Source organism: Paenibacillus sp. J31R30 (assembly GCF_059692115.1).
Window position 1 is genome coordinate 1,275,235 of record NZ_JCAUAV010000002.1, and the last position, 16,405, is coordinate 1,291,639.

The following is a 16,405-nucleotide window of genomic DNA, read 5'->3' on the forward strand; positions in this document are numbered from 1 at the left end:
AATGATAGATTGTGGATAACTTTTGGAAGACGAGTAGAACGAGAAGAGAGAAGTGACATTACATGCATCAACACTACCAATTAACTGTTGAAGAGGTACTTACGCGTCCTTCCTTTCAACATGCTTATATCGCGGCTGGCAAAATGGGGTTAGGACGGCTTGTTCGCTGGGTACATATCATTGAAGTCATTCAGTTTGAACAGCTGCTGCAAGGTGGCGAGATGATCCTAACCACAGGCGCCGCTTTCAAAGACGATACAGGATCCTTCATGACCTATCTAGACCAGTTAATCCATAGAAATGTGACCTGTCTATGTATCGAGATGGGACACTACATCAATTCGGTTCCGCAAGCTTGGATGGATGCGGCTGAGGCACATGATTTTCCGCTTATTATTTTCCCGGAAGCCGTGCGGTTCATTGATATCACGCAAGATATTCATGCGCATATCATTAATCAGCATCATAAAGCGCTGCAGGATTTGGAGAAAATATCGCGGGAATTTCATCGCATGACGTTATCTTCTCGAGGCGTTGCGCATGTCCTTGCGCTGCTGCAAAGCAGTACCCAAAGCCAAGTCATGTATGTGCCTGTCGATGCACAGCCGAAGTTCACGCCACCGCTTGGGAGACGCGAGTCTGCGAAATGGCTGGCTTTTTTGGCAAGCCGAAGCTTAGATAGCGGGCATGAAAGTCCAGGCGCTGTGCCGTATTTTGAAGACGTAGAAGGTCAATCGGTCATTGTTCAGCCAGTCGGGGCTATGGGCAAAACCTGGGCTCACATTCTGCTCATTCTGGATCGAAAACCGCAAGAATACGAGTATTTAATTCTGGATTCGGCCTCCCTTTCCATTGCGCAGGATTTATTGCGGAAACGCTACATGGAAGAGCGCAAATTGTATTCGCAAACGCTGTGGGTTGATGATCTGCTCCATATGCGCATTCATGATGAAGAGCAGATTAAGGTGCTGATTGGTGCTGAATTTAAGCGGCTGAATGCGCTGACCTTTCAGGTGATTTTACTTGAATTTGAACAAGAGCACGAAGAAGAGCAGCCCACAGAAGACGACGGGATTGAGTCTGCGGGTTTACATTTGTCACTTGCGGCACGTTCTATTTTTGAAGGGCAGTTGTTTCATCTGTTAATCACGTTGAAGCACAACAGACTTGTTGTCGTTGCGTTCGATAAGGCTCCCAAAAAGCCAGCGAAGGAGCGGCTGCAGCACGTTTTTGAATCGCTTCAAGGGATGAAGGATAACGAGGGGATCCGATTAAAAATCGGGATTGGTCAGCCGAATCAAAGCTTTTTGCAGGCGCATCGCAGCTATCAGCAAGCCCTTCAAGCGTTGTCGTTAACGGTCACTTTGCAGCAGAAGAACGTCATGTTTTATGATGAGCTGGGTGTATTTGAGCTGTTATTTCATATTGCGGACAAGGGGATACTGGAGTCCTTCATTCGCTCCTATCTCGGTCCGATTATTGACCACGATAACCTGAAAGGCAGTGAGCTGCTGCGAACGCTGAAGGTATATCTCAATCATGACGGATCGAAGCAAATCGCTGCCCAGCAGCTTTTTATCGTAAGACAATCGTTGTATTATCGTTTGGACAAAATTGAAGAGCTGCTTGGCGCAAATTATATGCTTCCGGAGCAAAGATTGGCGCTGCAAGTAGCGATTAGGGCTTATCAGCTCCTGTACCCGGAGAGAAAATTGTGAAAAGAACAGCGGTCAATTTTTGACAAAATGTCTAATGGAACGTATGTGATTCTCTCTTATACTTGGAGACAAGTAGAGAGCGATCCTTCATTCAAGGGGTCCTCAAGAGAGGTTGATGGGGCATGATTATTGGGGTACCTAAAGAAATCAAAAATAATGAGTTTCGCGTTGGCATGACACCGAGCTCGGTGCTATCATACAAAAAAGCAGGACATGAAGTTAGAATTGAAACGTTAGCCGGGCACAGCATTGGATTTACAGATGAGGATTACGCTGCAGCAGGAGCGACGATCGTAGCATCCGCAGCTGAGGTATGGGCATCGGATATGGTCGTCAAAGTGAAAGAGCCGCTACCAGAGGAGTATGGTTACTTCCATGAAGGATTGATTCTGTACACGTATCTACACCTCGCACCTGAGGCGGAATTGACGCATGCCTTGGTAAGCAAAAAAGTGACAGCCATCGCCTATGAAACTATTCAGCTCGACAATGGAAGCTTGCCGCTATTAACGCCGATGAGTGAAGTGGCTGGACGCATGTCCGTGCAGATCGGTGCTCACTTTTTGGAGAAAGCGCATGGCGGCAAAGGGATTCTGCTAGGTGGTGTACCGGGTGTTGAACCAGGTAAAGTCGCAGTCATTGGTGGCGGCATCGTCGGGGCTAATGCAGCCAAAATGGCTATCGGCCTCGGCGCAGATGTGACGATCATAGACTTGAATGCTGACCGTCTTCGTCAACTGGATGATCTGTTTCAAGGACGCGTGAAAACGATCATGTCGAATCCTTACAACATTGCAGAAGTCGTACGCACCGCTGATTTGGTCGTTGGCGCGGTACTTATCCCAGGAGCTCGCGCACCTCGCCTTGTGACGGAGGAAATGGTGAAAACGATGAGCCCTGGCAGCGTGATTATTGACGTTGCGATTGATCAAGGTGGTTCGATCGAGACGATCGACCGTATTACTACTCATGATCAACCAACCTATGTGAAGCATGGTGTTATCCATTATGCCGTAGCTAACATGCCGGGAGCCGTCGCTCGTACATCTACATTGGCGCTGACAAATGTCACGACTACCTACGGTTTGCAAATTGCAGGCAAAGGCTTCGCGCGTGCTGCGCTCGACAACAAAGCCATTGCCAAAGGGATTAACGTGGCCCAAGGTCACGTAACCTACCAAGCCGTTGCAGAGGCGCATGGTTATACGCATACCGATATTTATTCGTTGATTCAATAGAATAAAGTTGAAGGGCCTCCACAAAATTGTGGAGGTTCTTTTTTATATGATTTGGAGTAACTAGTGTGCTGAGGCGCCCACCCGGGAGGAGATACATTTTCCTACATCCCAGCAACTTCGCATTGACGCTACATTTATTAACATATAAAATTGAACAAGTGAAACGTTTCAACTTTAGATTCCTTCATATATAATAGGAGATGACAATTTGACTACGATACAGCAACGACAAGATGAAATCATTGCTAGCATTGCGGCAGCTGCGTATAAACAACCTGTACTAAGCAATGGCTTTCTATTCGAAGGGGATGTTCGTGATAATTTCTATTACGCATCCTATCTGTTCGCCGCTGCAGTAAATCCTGCAATCGCTTTCGATGGTGATCGCAACGAGGCGAAGGATAAAGCAGAGCGCATTCTTCACCATTTGCTAGAGATCCAAGATCAGGAGCCATCGAGTGCTACATATGGTCATTGGCCGCTTAACTTAAGACCAACGCCTCAAGAGGCGAAGAAGAATACATTACCCGTTGAGTTGATGGGGAGCTTGATGGTTTATTTTGCTCAGCGATATCAGGCGCAGTTGAGTGAAGCAATTCGAGCGGCATTCGATAAGACACTTCGACATATTTATGAAAGTAACTTTTATCGGAAGCCAATATCTAATTACGGGCATCACGAGGCGAAGTATACGGCAGCTAAGTTAATTTTCGGACATCGATACGAGGATGCTGATTTACGTAAAGATGGCTTAGCAAGCTTACGAATGACACTTGATCGTGTTACAACCAAAGGGATGTCGGAGTATGGTGGTCTCCCATGGTTTTGGCATTGGGTGCAGGCATTCACATGTGCGTGGCAGCTGATCCCAGATACAGAAATCCGGACTGAGCTAACTCGCATGCTGGATTATCTTTGGAACGTTCGTGCAACGTACTACCTCGGAGGCGCATGGGTTGGTCCGCATTCACGGATTTGGCCGCATGATATGCCGAAGGATACGAATGTACTGCATGATTACGTGCAATTCGGGGATTTCGAGCTGCCGGCTCACATGCCTAGAACGGAATATGCGGGTTTCCTTGTGCATGAAGCACCTGAGCAAAGTCTGCAAGATGCTCTGAATCGGTCAGCAATACCCGTGGAAATCAAACGACAAATTCCCAAGCAAATTAGTCAAGCTGAGCATGAGAATGATCATCTCCACAGCTATGTCTACATGTCAGATAGCTTTGCAATGGGCGGTATGTGGGAGCGAATTCGCGAGTTTGATAACGAGCAGCACCGCTGGGACGTTGCCCTCCCGCTCGATGACGTGCAAGGCGTGAACCATGCTTATTTTTTCCATCCGGATTTGGAGCAGCCAGAAGGAGATTTACGTCATCAAAGCGAATACACAGAAGTGCTTTTTCATCGGAATGTAATTATGGCTACGTACGCAATGCCAGAGGATCAGCCTTCCTACATCAAAGGGTGCCTACCTTTAGGGGAGTGGGTAGAGGAGTCAGGCGGACTATTTGGCCGCATCGGTAACGTCCTGATGGCTGTATTTATTCAGCAACCGTACAACCGCGAGGTTCTGGAAGATCGCTGCTTTGTAACTAGCCGTGGTAGAACGAATGCAGTCGTCGTCGAATGTATCGAACTGGCGTCCGCAGAGTCATACGGTATTCGCGATGTTCACCATTTTGCAGAAATGATGATGGCTAAGCAACCTAATTACAGTGCAGCTAACACGATCACATACACTTCATTGACAAATCAAACGTTGTTATTAAGCGGCGATCGGGCGAAGGAAATCACAAGACTTGTCGACGGTGAATCTATTGATTTCAATTCCTATACGGTCGCTTAAATTCATAGAAATGAGGATGGACACATGCCAGCAATTGATTTCCCATTAGAAAAGCTTCTCACGTACGAAGGACGTAACCCTCGACCTGATGATTTTGATGCGTATTGGGAGCGTGCGATCGCTGAAATGAAAGCGGTAGATCCCCAAATTGAGCTTCGTCCAAGTGAATTTCAAGTGCCGTATGCTGACTGTTTTGATCTGTATTTCACAGGTGTTAAGGGAGCGCGAATTTACGCGAAGTATATTCGCCCGAAGCATGTGACTGAGCCGCATCCAGCTATCGTTCAGTTCCATGGATATTCCGGGAATTCAGGGGATTGGCATGACAAGCTTTCCTATGCAGCGCTAGGCTATTCCTTCTTCTCCATGGATTGCCGCGGTCAAGGCGGTTTATCCGAGGACGTTGGCGGAACCAAAGGGACGACATTAAGAGGGCATATTGTTCGCGGTTTGGACGATCATCCGGACCAGCTCTTATTCCGTGATATCTTCTTGGATACCGCACAGCTTGCGGGTATTGCGATGAACATGCCTGAGGTTGATCCTACGCGTGTGGGTGCAATGGGAGGATCGCAAGGCGGTGCTTTGACGATTGCTTGTGCGGCGCTTGAGCCACGCATTAAGAAATTAGCACCCGTCTATCCTTTCCTAAGCGACTATAAGCGCGTGTGGGAGATGGATTTGGCGAAGGATGCCTATCAAGAGCTGAAAGACTTTTTCCGCCGTCATGACCCGCAACATAAGCGTGAGGAAGAATATTTTACCAAATTGGGTTACATCGATATTCAAAATTTGGCTAATCGCATCGAAGGTGATGTGATGATGGCTGTTGGTCTCATAGATACCGTATGCCCTCCGTCTACACAATTTGCCGCATACAATAAGATCAAATCAAATAAAAAGCTTGAAATATTCCCTGATTTCGGACATGAGGGATTACCAGGCTTCGGTGATTTGACTCTCCAGTTTATGTTGGATCTTTAACAAAAACAAAACCACTCTCATTCTATCAATGTGAGTGGTTTTTTGCGCTCAGTCTGCTGCAGGCGATATTGGCTCGGTGTGACACCGATCATCTTTTTGAAAAGCTGGTTGAAGAATTTCATATCCTGATACCCAACCCGTGCAGCAATGTCACTGATTTTATCGGAGGATTCACGCAAATACTGACAACAAGCTTCCAATCGAGCATGCTGCACATACGTTGTGAAGCTCATGCCAGTGAGCTTTTTCAACTGTCGTTGAAGCTGGCGTTCACTAATGGATAACTTGGTCGCCGCCTCTACAAGCGTAATTGGTCTGCTGTAATTCATACGAATAAAGCTCAGCAGATTTTCGATGCTTTTCATATTTGCTTGTGGAACTTGTGGGAGCGGATCCAGCTTCGCACGATGCATGTACACGAACAGCTGCTCTACACAAGCCTGCATAACCGTAATAAAGCCAACACGACGGGCATTATACTCAAAATGTAATCGCTCGAACAGTGGCTGGAACTCTCCGTTCTGCTCATGGAAGGAGAGAAATTCGACTTCGCTATTAGGCTCAACCGCTTTTTGAAAAAAATGCGGAATTTCTTGCTCGCCCATCATTGCAGCATGCTGAAGCAATTGGTTCATCCATGCCTGTGTAAAAATACAGTTATACACGATGAGCGGTTTTTTTTGATTCGTCGAGGAAGGTCGGAACACATGGGAGATGCCAACCGGCAGGAAGAAGAGATCTCCTTTGGTCACCTTCAGACTGACATTGTCAATATAATGGGATCCGCTTCCTTCAGCCACATAGCTGATTTCGATGAAATCATGGGTGTGCTGCTGCATGTCGAAGGATTCGTGAACACGATTTACATAGAGGGGCAGTTCAGGCACGAAAAATAAGTGGCCAGCCGTTTCCGTAATGCTTCGCTTGATCGTCATCCTATTTCACTTTGAAATGAACAACAGCGCTATACAACATTTTCCCCGCATTCGGGTCGAATACGATGTTGTGCTGGATGGCATACACATCGAGCATCAGCGCCTTGTTATTATCAATTTGTTCATTGATTTTCTTTTCAAGTGTTTTTAAATCATAAGCTTGAAAAAACTCAATTTTATTTTCAATACGATCTAAAATAAAGTCCATGATCCTGCGCCTCCTTCAGTTATATGTAAATTTATGACGGCTTCTCTTATTATAACGTCAATATCTGATATAGGAAGTATATCTGAAGAGGCGTATACTGGGAAATGATAGGGGATCGGACGTTTAGAATACATGGTTTAAGTCTTACATGCCAGTCAAAATTGTAATGGGAAGTGATGTAGTTTTGAAGCCTACACGGTTATTGGTTGATTTCTTACTAAAGAAATGGCCGTTGTATGTCATCGCCGCACTCTCTATTGCGGTAGGGAACATTGTTCACTCGTACTATCCGAAGCTGCTAGGGATGTTCACGGACCAGCTCCAGAAGGGTGGTCTCAGTAAAAGCTTAATTGCTCAGTATAGTGTGCAGCTGCTCGTCATTGGTATTACCTACGGTGTATTGTGCGCGATTGGGCAATATATGATCATGCGGAACGGGAGACGCTTCGAATTCGAAACGAGAAATCGCTTATTCGATCATTTCACCCACTTAGGGGCAACCTTTTATTCGAAAAATGGTGTAGGCAAGCTGCTGAGCTACGTAATGAACGACGTCACGGTTATCCGTGAATCCATTTCATTAGGAATCAACCAGATTACGAACTCCGTCATTTTAATAGCAGCCGCTATCGTTTCGATGTTGTTTAGCTCCATTCCGTTGTATGTGATTCTGATCTGTATCGTGCCCTTATTACTTATTCCTGTGTTATCCGTTAAGTTTCAACCAGTGATTAAGGAACGATCCCTACAGGTCCAAGAAGCATTAGGAACGATGACAGAGTCAGCTGAGGAGCAATTCGGAGGCATCCGTGTTGCCAAGAAATTCGCTGTAGAACCAATTATGATTGGTCGATTTAGTGAAACGGTCGATCGCATACGTGACAATCAATTAAAATTAGTTCGACTTTCTTCGTTATTTGAAGCTTTAATTCCGTTTCTGGGTGCGGTATCGCTAATTATTGCGATTGCCTTCGGGGGCTATTTGACGATTCATGGTCGAATTACGATTGGGCATTTCGTTGAATTAACGCTGTATATTCGGATGATGGTCAATCCCTTGCAGCAAATTGGCCGTGTGATTAATGCACTTCAGCGTTCACGGGCTTCCTTGGAACGAGTGAATGAGCTGCTTGCGATGGAATCGGAAATTCAGCAGAAAGAGCTTGCGCAGCCTACGCATCTCGATCAAGAAGAGATTCGTATTGAGCATTTGTCGTTCTCTTATCCGGATGATGAGGATGAAGTGCTCCATGATATATCACTTACGATTGAGCCAGGCAAATCGATCGGTATTATTGGCAAAACAGGCAGCGGGAAATCCACCCTAATGAAAATCATGCTCCGGATCTATGATCCTCCGGAGGGAACGGTTTGGATCGGAGATAGCGATATCCGCGATGTGACGCTAGAAAGCTTGCGAAATCAAATCGCTTACGTACCGCAGGAAGGCTTTCTCTTCAGTACATCGATTCGGGATAATATAGCTTTCTTCAAAAGGGAATCCTCCATAGAAAAAGTGGAGCATGCAGCGAACAAGGCGCAAATTTTGTCCAGCATCGTTTCATTTCCAGAAAAGTTTGAGACGAAGCTCGGAGAACGCGGAATCACCTTGTCGGGTGGTCAGCGCCAACGAACGAGCTTAGCGAGAGGCATTATTAAGGATTCACCTTTAATGATTCTAGATGACAGCGTCAGTGCGGTAGATTCAGTGACGGAGAAGCATATCATTGATGCGATTCGACAAGAGCGTTTGAATAAGACGACCATTTGGATTGCTCATCGGATCTCCGCACTCAAGCACACCGATGAAATCATCGTGCTGCATGAAGGTAGAATCGTTCAACGCGGGACGCATGATCAACTGCTTGCGCAGAATGGGTTGTATGCGGAGCTGTACGCGATACAGGAAGGAGGCAGCGACGATGTTCAAGCGGAATAAACCTCCACAAGATCGTAAGCAAACACAAGCTTCGTTTCGTTCGTTAGCCGTATATGCCAAACCGCACAGATTAACTTTTTTTGCTGTAGTCATATGCGCGTTATTAGGAATTGCAGCTGATTTGTTTCAGCCGTATTTGGTCAAAATTGCAATCGACGATAATCTGATGATCGGCAAAAATGATTTCACTTCGCTGATCATGATCTGTTTACTGTATGGGGTGTTATCCATCTCGAGCTTGATTTTCAGCTACTTGCAAAATAATCTGCTGCAATTCGCAGGTCAGAGCATCGTAGCCAAAATCCGCAAGGACTTGTTCCAGCATATTTTCAAGCAATCGATGTCTTATTATGACAAAACGCCAAGCGGCAGCCTTATCACCCATGTGTCCAGCGATACGGAAACGTTGAACCAGTTTTTCACGCAGGTGCTCCTGAGCTTGGTACGTGACAGCATGACACTGATCTTCATCATTGTGCTTATGTATCACTTGGATCCCGTATTGACGATGTACAGTATGATAGTCATTCCGATCATCATGCTTATCGCGGTGAGCTTCCGCTCGTATATGCGCAAAACCTATCAGCTTTCGCGTTCAAAGTTATCTCAAATGGTCGCTTTCACAGCTGAAAATTTATCGGGTATGCATCTGATTCAAGCGTTTCATCAAGAGAAGGAGCAGATGAGCCGTTTTACAGATAAGAACACGGGCTATTTCCGGGCGAACTTGAGAGAGATACGGACGAATGTCTTATTCAACCGCTCTTTCGATATTTTGGGGAATTTATCTGTTGCTTTTATTACGTGGATTGGCGGTATTGCCGTATTCGATAAAGCGATTGAATTTGGTGTGCTCTATGCCTTCATCACCTATATTAGACAGTTTTTTCAGCCGATCAATAATATTACGCAGCAATGGAATACTCTGCAGTCCACACAGGTTTCCTTGACTCGGATTTGGAATATTTTCTCGGCACAGCCTGAAGTGAAGGACAAAGAGGCTTCTGAGTTGATCCAGTTAAAGGATGTTAAAGGTGAAATTCGCTTTGATCATGTTCATTTCGGCTATCAGAAGGACACAGCGGTCATTGAAAATCTGGACTTACATATCGCTCCTGGCGACATGATCGGTATTGTAGGCACGACGGGTGCAGGCAAAAGCTCACTGATCAGCTTGCTGTGCCGCTTCTATGATGTGCAGGAAGGCAGCATTCGGATCGATGGTATCGATATACGGGATATTTCTCAGGCAGATCTGCATCGGACGATTGGCTTGGTGCAACAAGAGCCTTACTTATATGCGGGCAGCATTGTGGAAAATGTACGCATGTTCGATCCTCAGATTTCGCGCGAGACCGTTATCGATGCCTGCAAATTGGTCGGTGCGGATACGCTGATCACACGCATGAAGGATGGGTATGACACACGCATTTCGGAGAGAGGGAGCGGGCTGTCGGCGGGTGAGCGACAATTGATTTCTTTTGCTCGGATTATCGTCTTCCAGCCTAAAGTACTCATTCTAGATGAAGCTACAGCGAACTTGGATTCACAGACCGAGCAGCTCATCCAATCCGCACTGAACATTGTCGCAGAAGGAAGAACGACCATAGTGATTGCGCACCGGATCTCAACGATTATGCATGCCGACCGTATTATTGTGATGAGTCACGGGGAAATTGTAGAAGAAGGAACACACGCAGAGCTGCTTGCACTCGGGGGCGTCTATGAGCAATTGGTTCACCATTCGCAAGGAAGTCATGCGCAAGGGAATGAAGCCGACGGTCGGGTTTCTTCCATAGGCTAATGATCAGGTACTAGGAATAGATAGTACTTCTCAAATCGGTGATCTCCTGTACAATTAGTGGTAAGTCGAGAGGAGGGAAAACAGCATGAAATCCAACAAAATCATGATCCAACTTGGGTATGTATTGGGGGCCAGTGCTCTTTTAACTGCTATCGGTTACTTCTTCGCCTCGAACTGGGAGAAGCTAAACCGATTAGAGAAATTTATTCCAGTATTCGTGCTCATTATAGGGTTCTACGGTCTATCCGTTTGGCTTTCTCGCCAAGGAGGAAGAGAGTTTTTAAGTAAATTAAGCTTGTTTGCAAGTTGCATTTCCTTTGGGGTTGGTGTCGGGCTGATTGGTCAAACTTACAATTCGCATGCAGATAGTTACAGCCTATTTCTCGTTTGGTTCCTGCCAGCTATGCTGTACGCGATTCTTACCCGATGGCAGCCCTATTATGTGTTAAGTTATATTTTAGGCCATCTTGCTTATGGATTGTTCTTTTTCCCGAAATGGGGGAGCTATTCCGAAGCGGAAGGGGTGACCCTCACGATATGGTTAGGGCTAGCGGTAATGAACGGCTCCTTGTTCGTCCTGTTTGAGAGGGGCCGTTTATATTCTCCATTTCTTAAATGGGTGACTTTTCAAGCGACAATTTGTATCTTCATTATCATGTCAGTGTCCCATATGTTTGAGCATTACGGGATCTGGATGAATGTGCCTCTTGCTGCTGTGCTAGCCCTTGCCGTGATGTATGCGCACAAGACTCAGAATAAAGTGTACCTGTTGTTCTCAGGACTATGGATTTCGGCTGCGATTACGTGCAAATACATTGAAATTATCATCGAGTATCATAATGAATTATTTTTTATCATCAGCTTGTTGTTCGTAATTGTGTTTATTGGCGCCAATGTGATGTTTATGAACTATGTACGTGCCTGGAAGCCTGCCTCTGAGCGAATGGAGGAGAACACAGGTAGTGAAACTGCAACGGTAGAGAAAAGAGATGGTGACTTCACGAAATGGGTCGTTCGCGTGCTCACGATTTCCGTGATCATCATCGGTTCACTGTTAGGTAGTTTTACACTGATTGGATTAGTGACAGTCGTTCTAGGGTTTGATGATCCTGCGAATATCTTGATTGGATATGGTTTTCTATCCGTTATTGGGATGTTGGCGGCTAAGAAATTCAATGTATTAGCTCGGTTTACCATTTTGATCAGTGGACTTATGTTGGGGGTTGGCGCGGCAGTCGGAACGGAACAATCATCGATGCTGCTTATCTTCCTAGCGCTAACTGTAGTTGCTTTCTTGTATTTGAATGGATTGGTGACAAGGATTCTATTTTACTTAGCTTCTGTGATCATTCTGGCTTTTGTATTGTTCGATTGGATGAATGATGGTGTCGCGGTACTTAGTATCCTTTCAGGCTTGCTGTTCCTACTGTTCGCTGGTGGTCATTTGATCCGTCAGGTAACATTTCGTGAGCCAATATTGTACAGTAGTCTGCCAGCCTTCTTGTTATCGTTATTCGCATTAACCTTTATGACAGAGTCTGGGTGGTATTACGCTACGAATGCCTTGTTCTTCCTGCTCGTTCTAGCTGCCATCCTAATAAGCAGACAACTTCAGGTTCGCTGGATATTCGCATGGTCGATGGGCTTCTGGATCGCTTTCCTCGTATACAAATATTACGATCTGGCATGGAAGCTCTTGCATAAATCAATTAGCTTCGCCATTATCGGAATTCTCATTCTTGGGTTTACAGTATGGATTGAAAAGAGGCAGGGACTTGAACCAGACGAGACTACGCTTCCTCGTCCCGTTTATGGACCGAACCGTTGGATTATCGCACTATTAGTGTTATTGCAAGTAGCAGCAATGTCTTTGCAAATAGGCAAGAGTGAGTACCTTCTCAGTCATGGCAAGCTGATTAAGCTGCAGCTGCAGCCGCTGGATCCGCGTTCATTGATCCAAGGTGACTATGTTCGCTTGCGTTACGTGATTTCAGAGCCTGAGATCTATCGACATGTGGAAGAACTGAATTCCAAAGGGAAAATAGCCGTTGTTCTTGCCCCCAGTGGTACCTCCGATGTCTATGAGTTCCGTCGGGAATATAAGTCAGGCGAACAGCTTGCACCTGATGAAGTACGCTTGAATGGTGAGAGAGAGGGCTACGAGGGTATTGTGTACGGTATCGAGAATTTCTTTATCTCAGAAGGCACGGGGAGAGAGTATGAACAGAATGCCAAGTTTGCTGAAGTCAAAGTATCAGCAAGCGGGGATGCGATCTTAGTACGATTAACAGAGAAATAAGTCAGCATTTATAGAAAGAATGAGGTAACGAATATCATGTGGCTCCTATTTTCCGTCCTCGCGGCGCTGTGCTTTGGCCTGCGAGGTATTCTTTATCATTGGTCAAGTCAGCAATCATTGAATCGAAATGTCCTGCTCTGTGGAACCTTTGCTATGGGGGCAGTTGTGAGTTTAGCATGTGCCCTAATATGGCAGTCAGAGTGGGAAATCTCGGCGTTTATTGGGATTCAAATGGGGTTGTTTTCCTTCGGGGCCAACGCCAGCATGTTCAAAGGATTCGCAGTGGGCAAGGCTTCGTTAGTCGCGATATTGACAGGGCTGCCCTCAGTAGTTGTTGTACTATTTGCCTATATGCTATGGGGTGAACGGCTGAATTTTCTTCAGCTGTTTGCCTTTGTTGTAATTGTCATAGGTATTTTATTTGTTAGGTACTCCAATGATATTACCTTAAAAAATCTGCAGGGTGCAGGCTGGGGGGTTATTGCACTCCTCCTGTTTGCTTTTAACGACTTGTCCAGTAAATGGACAACCCTAGTTCATGCATCACTCTTTCCAACGTTGTTCTTTATGTTTGCAACAGGCACAATTTGCTTCGCCATTTGGTGGCGGAGAGATAAGAAACATGGTGATGCGCAGCAATCAGCAGGAATTACAAGTGCATGGACTGAACGTAAGACATTCATATTCGGGATGATTGTCGGCATTACCAATGTGTTGGGAATGATACTAATCATTCATGGGTTTGCACATGGGATAACGGGACTTGTTTCGGCCGTAGTTGCCCTGAATGTCTTGATTGTGCTGCTGTATACGCGATTTATTCTGAAGGATAAATTCTCGAAGCTGGAACAATCTGGCCTTGCCATAGCAATGGTAGGCATACTGATGATGAAGCTAGTTGCTTCTTGAAAATGCTTTTTGCCATGTAAATTACAACATATACTTTCTGATCTGGCGTAAATGCGGTACAATAGGAATATTCGTGCCATTAAGAATGATTCAGGAGGCTTTAACGACAATGACAGACAAAGATATCGAAACAGAAGCACTCGTAGGGAACGAACATGATCCCGAACATGATCCAGAACGCGATCAGGCCCAAGTCATTATTACATGGTTCCAACATATCCTTGAAATTGTGAAAGAACAATTTCCTGAGTATGAAGTTGATGGTCAAATTGGTAATAACCCGACCTACGGTCCGATGTTTGCTTTTACACTTAAAAAAGATGAGAAGTCCACAGCATGCGGATTTTTCTTGAATGAAATTATGAGAAATTTCCAAACGAATCCAAATGCAGGTCTGTGGATGTCCTCATTCTTCGTTGATTTGTTGAGAAGTGAAGAAAGTCACCTTCTTCCGAATCCACCACAATCCGAAGATGAAGCCAAAGAACTGTTGGACAAGCATATTGTTCCCTACTGTGCGGCTGCAGTTCGCGAGGAATTCCCTGAGCAGAAGATCTATGTAGATCTTGAGCTTCATGAAGAGCATGGCCCGGTTCTTGAGGCTGGCTTTGTCGCAGTTGAAGAAGGCAATAATACATGCGCACTACCTTTGCAATATTTAATGACGTTATACTTATTGAATCGTGACCCAGCAGAACCGTTGATTCAAGCGATGTACCGTTTGTATGAGGAAAATAATTTAGGTCAATAAGGATCGAAAAGACGACAGCCAGGAGGGATTCCCTCTTGGCTGTTTGTTTTCAAAGATCAGAATTGATTGGTTTTTTGGGGTAAGCGAAGCTTGCCCCTTAATTATATTCGGTTCACAGGTGGCAAAAATGCAAAAGAGCATCCTTTTCAGGGGAATTCACTTCGACGTGTTAAATAAATGCAAATAGGCATCTTTTGGGGTCGAAAAGGACTAAACAGAGCGGAATATGCACAAATTGATGCCTTTTAGCATCAATTTTAGCTGAAATCGTGTATTTGATAGAGAAAAGTTGCACTTTTGCATTTCTCAGCAGATTGAGAGTATGCTGGTTGCAGTTTGCAGCTTGGAGGATGTCTCATGCAAGTTACAACACGCAGCTTCATGCCACATGAGCATGTAGGTGAAGTCCTTGAAGGTCGGCGTAGCCGTTTATTTTAATCCCATTGACACGCTTACAGCGAGAGAAAGGGCGAGGAATCCGCCGCCGAGCCAGCAACCTTACGTGTGAGGCTATAAGTCCTGATAAATCATAAAGTCATCATAGGTTCGGATGATGGGAATAGCTGCACTCGCTCCGAGCTTCGCATATTTCATCGCATGCGAGGTGTTGAACAGCACGACGGAGTCAGTGGGCCGAAGCCAGCCTTTGTCACAAAGGGCAAGCATCGCTGCCCATGTCGCTGCGCCCTCCGGGGAAGAGGAAATGCCTTCTGAGCCTAAGCTTTGCGTGGCTTCCGCAATTTGCTCTTTGGAAACCGCGAGGGCAGTTCCGCCGCTTTGCTTAACAATCAACAGAAGCAGTCCCAAATCCGGGGGATTGGGGACACGCATCCCTGTCGGATTCGGGATGATTCTGTCCGCGGCTGATGGAGTCGCATCACTGACAACGCTAGGCGTCATGTTAAGGACACCATCGACAATGGGCTGACAGCCTTCCTCTTGGACACAAACGAATCTGGGCATGTCGCCTTGGATGAAGCCTAAGGACCTCAGCTCCAGGAATGATTTCCACATGCCAATAATACCGGAGCCGCCGCCTGTGGGATAGATGATCACATCAGGGAATGTCCATCCCAGCTGCTCGGCGAGCTCAAGTCCCATTGTTTTTTTGCCCTCAACACGGCCGGGTTCCTTCAAAGTACCGACATTTACCCAGCCCTGCTCCGCTCGACCAGACTCGATAATCGCCGCGGCATCATGAATAAAGCCATCGACTAGTACCGTCATTGCCCCATACAAAGGGCACTCATCGACGATGAGAGAAGGGCAGTCCATGGGGATGAAGACGTAAGCTTGAATACCGGCTCTGCCAGCATACGCGGCCAAGGCGCCTGCCGCATTCCCATTGGAAGGAACGGCGGTCTTCGTTGCTCCAGCTTCTTTCAATAAGGAAACCGCAACCGAAAATCCTCGCGATTTGAAGCTGCCCGTAGGATTCTGTTCTTCTCTTTTGATCCACAAACGATTAATCAATAGCTTACTTTCCCAGCTCGGCATCCGCAGCAGAGGCGTCCATCCCTCACCTAAAGAGACGACATTTTCAGGATTACGAACCGGAAGCAGCTCCTTATAACGCCACATCGAGGGGTAACGCAGCTGTAGGGATTGTTTCGAGAAGGATCGCGCAACGTGCTCGAGATCATAGTCAACCAATAAAGTGCCCCCGCACATGCATTTCATGTCTTGATAGCGGAAAGGCAGCCTTGCAGAACATCGTGAGCAACACAGCTCCCTTTGTATCATCTCTGGGCCTCCTCAGCGTCTC

At 46.0% G+C, this 16,405-nt stretch carries 12 protein-coding genes; 9 read left to right on the forward strand and 3 right to left on the reverse strand.

The features are described 5' to 3' along the window. Positions 1-62: 62 nt before the first annotated feature. The 4 genes from AC58QO_RS11290 (at position 63) to AC58QO_RS11305 (ending at position 5,795) form a co-directional block, all read left to right on the forward strand. Positions 63-1,718 (forward strand): PucR family transcriptional regulator, encoded by a 1,656-nt coding sequence (locus AC58QO_RS11290; protein ID WP_497265385.1) that lies wholly within the window; start codon positions 63-65, stop codon positions 1,716-1,718. 122 nt (positions 1,719-1,840) lie between these two features. Beyond that, complete coding sequence (gene ald, locus AC58QO_RS11295) at positions 1,841-2,956, forward strand: alanine dehydrogenase (RefSeq protein WP_497265386.1); 1,116 nt, start codon at positions 1,841-1,843, stop codon at positions 2,954-2,956. 208 nt (positions 2,957-3,164) lie between these two features. Next, positions 3,165-4,811, forward strand: a complete 1,647-nt coding sequence (locus AC58QO_RS11300; protein WP_497265387.1) for a hypothetical protein — start codon at positions 3,165-3,167, stop codon at positions 4,809-4,811. Between the two features lie 24 nt (positions 4,812-4,835). Continuing rightward, positions 4,836-5,795: an acetylxylan esterase gene (locus AC58QO_RS11305; RefSeq protein WP_497265388.1), complete on the forward strand. Its 960-nt coding sequence runs from the start codon at positions 4,836-4,838 to the stop codon at positions 5,793-5,795. 17 nt (positions 5,796-5,812) lie between these two features. On the opposite strand, the gene AC58QO_RS11310 is transcribed toward AC58QO_RS11305, so the two are convergent. Then, positions 5,813-6,730 (reverse strand): helix-turn-helix domain-containing protein, encoded by a 918-nt coding sequence (locus AC58QO_RS11310; protein ID WP_497265389.1) that lies wholly within the window; start codon positions 6,728-6,730, stop codon positions 5,813-5,815. Position 6,731: 1 nt separating this feature from the next. After that, a complete protein-coding gene (locus tag AC58QO_RS11315; RefSeq protein WP_477590763.1) occupies positions 6,732-6,938 on the reverse strand; it encodes a YrzA family protein in 207 nt (68 codons plus the stop codon). 184 nt (positions 6,939-7,122) lie between these two features. On the opposite strand from AC58QO_RS11315, the gene AC58QO_RS11320 reads away from it, so the two are divergent. The 5 genes from AC58QO_RS11320 to AC58QO_RS11340 all read left to right on the forward strand — a co-directional run bounded on the left by AC58QO_RS11320 (position 7,123) and on the right by AC58QO_RS11340 (position 14,640). After that, the gene (locus tag AC58QO_RS11320) at positions 7,123-8,877 is read left to right on the forward strand and encodes an ABC transporter ATP-binding protein (protein WP_497265390.1); all 1,755 of its coding nucleotides are present in this window, start codon (positions 7,123-7,125) and stop codon (positions 8,875-8,877) included. Then, a complete protein-coding gene (locus AC58QO_RS11325; protein ID WP_497265391.1) occupies positions 8,861-10,681 on the forward strand; it encodes an ABC transporter ATP-binding protein in 1,821 nt (606 codons plus the stop codon). Before AC58QO_RS11320 ends, AC58QO_RS11325 begins: the two co-directional genes overlap by 17 nt. Positions 10,682-10,766: 85 nt before the next feature. Continuing rightward, entirely contained in the window at positions 10,767-12,980 is a 2,214-nt protein-coding gene (locus AC58QO_RS11330; RefSeq protein ID WP_497265392.1) for a GDYXXLXY domain-containing protein, read from the forward strand. Positions 12,981-13,016: 36 nt separating this feature from the next. After that, positions 13,017-13,889: an EamA family transporter gene (locus AC58QO_RS11335; protein ID WP_497265393.1), complete on the forward strand. Its 873-nt coding sequence runs from the start codon at positions 13,017-13,019 to the stop codon at positions 13,887-13,889. 109 nt (positions 13,890-13,998) lie between these two features. Next, positions 13,999-14,640 (forward strand): hypothetical protein, encoded by a 642-nt coding sequence (locus tag AC58QO_RS11340; RefSeq protein ID WP_497265394.1) that lies wholly within the window; start codon positions 13,999-14,001, stop codon positions 14,638-14,640. Positions 14,641-15,150: 510 nt separating this feature from the next. Here the strand turns inward: AC58QO_RS11340 and AC58QO_RS11345 are convergent. Continuing rightward, complete coding sequence (locus AC58QO_RS11345) at positions 15,151-16,383, reverse strand: threonine synthase (protein ID WP_497265395.1); 1,233 nt, start codon at positions 16,381-16,383, stop codon at positions 15,151-15,153. Positions 16,384-16,405 lie beyond the last annotated feature (22 nt).

Bases quoted from the DNA above. Each gene is read 5' to 3' on its own strand.
- AC58QO_RS11290 (WP_497265385.1), top strand. From the start codon at position 63: ATGCATCAACACTACCAATTAACTGTTGAAGAGGTACTTACGCGTCCT.
- ald (WP_497265386.1), top strand. From the start codon at position 1,841: ATGATTATTGGGGTACCTAAAGAAATCAAAAATAATGAGTTTCGCGTT.
- AC58QO_RS11305 (WP_497265388.1), top strand. From the start codon at position 4,836: ATGCCAGCAATTGATTTCCCATTAGAAAAGCTTCTCACGTACGAAGGA.
- AC58QO_RS11310 (WP_497265389.1), bottom strand. From the start codon at position 6,730: ATGACGATCAAGCGAAGCATTACGGAAACGGCTGGCCACTTATTTTTC.
- AC58QO_RS11315 (WP_477590763.1), bottom strand. From the start codon at position 6,938: ATGGACTTTATTTTAGATCGTATTGAAAATAAAATTGAGTTTTTTCAA.
- AC58QO_RS11325 (WP_497265391.1), top strand. From the start codon at position 8,861: ATGTTCAAGCGGAATAAACCTCCACAAGATCGTAAGCAAACACAAGCT.
- AC58QO_RS11330 (WP_497265392.1), top strand. From the start codon at position 10,767: ATGAAATCCAACAAAATCATGATCCAACTTGGGTATGTATTGGGGGCC.
- AC58QO_RS11335 (WP_497265393.1), top strand. From the start codon at position 13,017: ATGTGGCTCCTATTTTCCGTCCTCGCGGCGCTGTGCTTTGGCCTGCGA.
- AC58QO_RS11340 (WP_497265394.1), top strand. From the start codon at position 13,999: ATGACAGACAAAGATATCGAAACAGAAGCACTCGTAGGGAACGAACAT.
- AC58QO_RS11345 (WP_497265395.1), bottom strand. From the start codon at position 16,383: ATGATACAAAGGGAGCTGTGTTGCTCACGATGTTCTGCAAGGCTGCCT.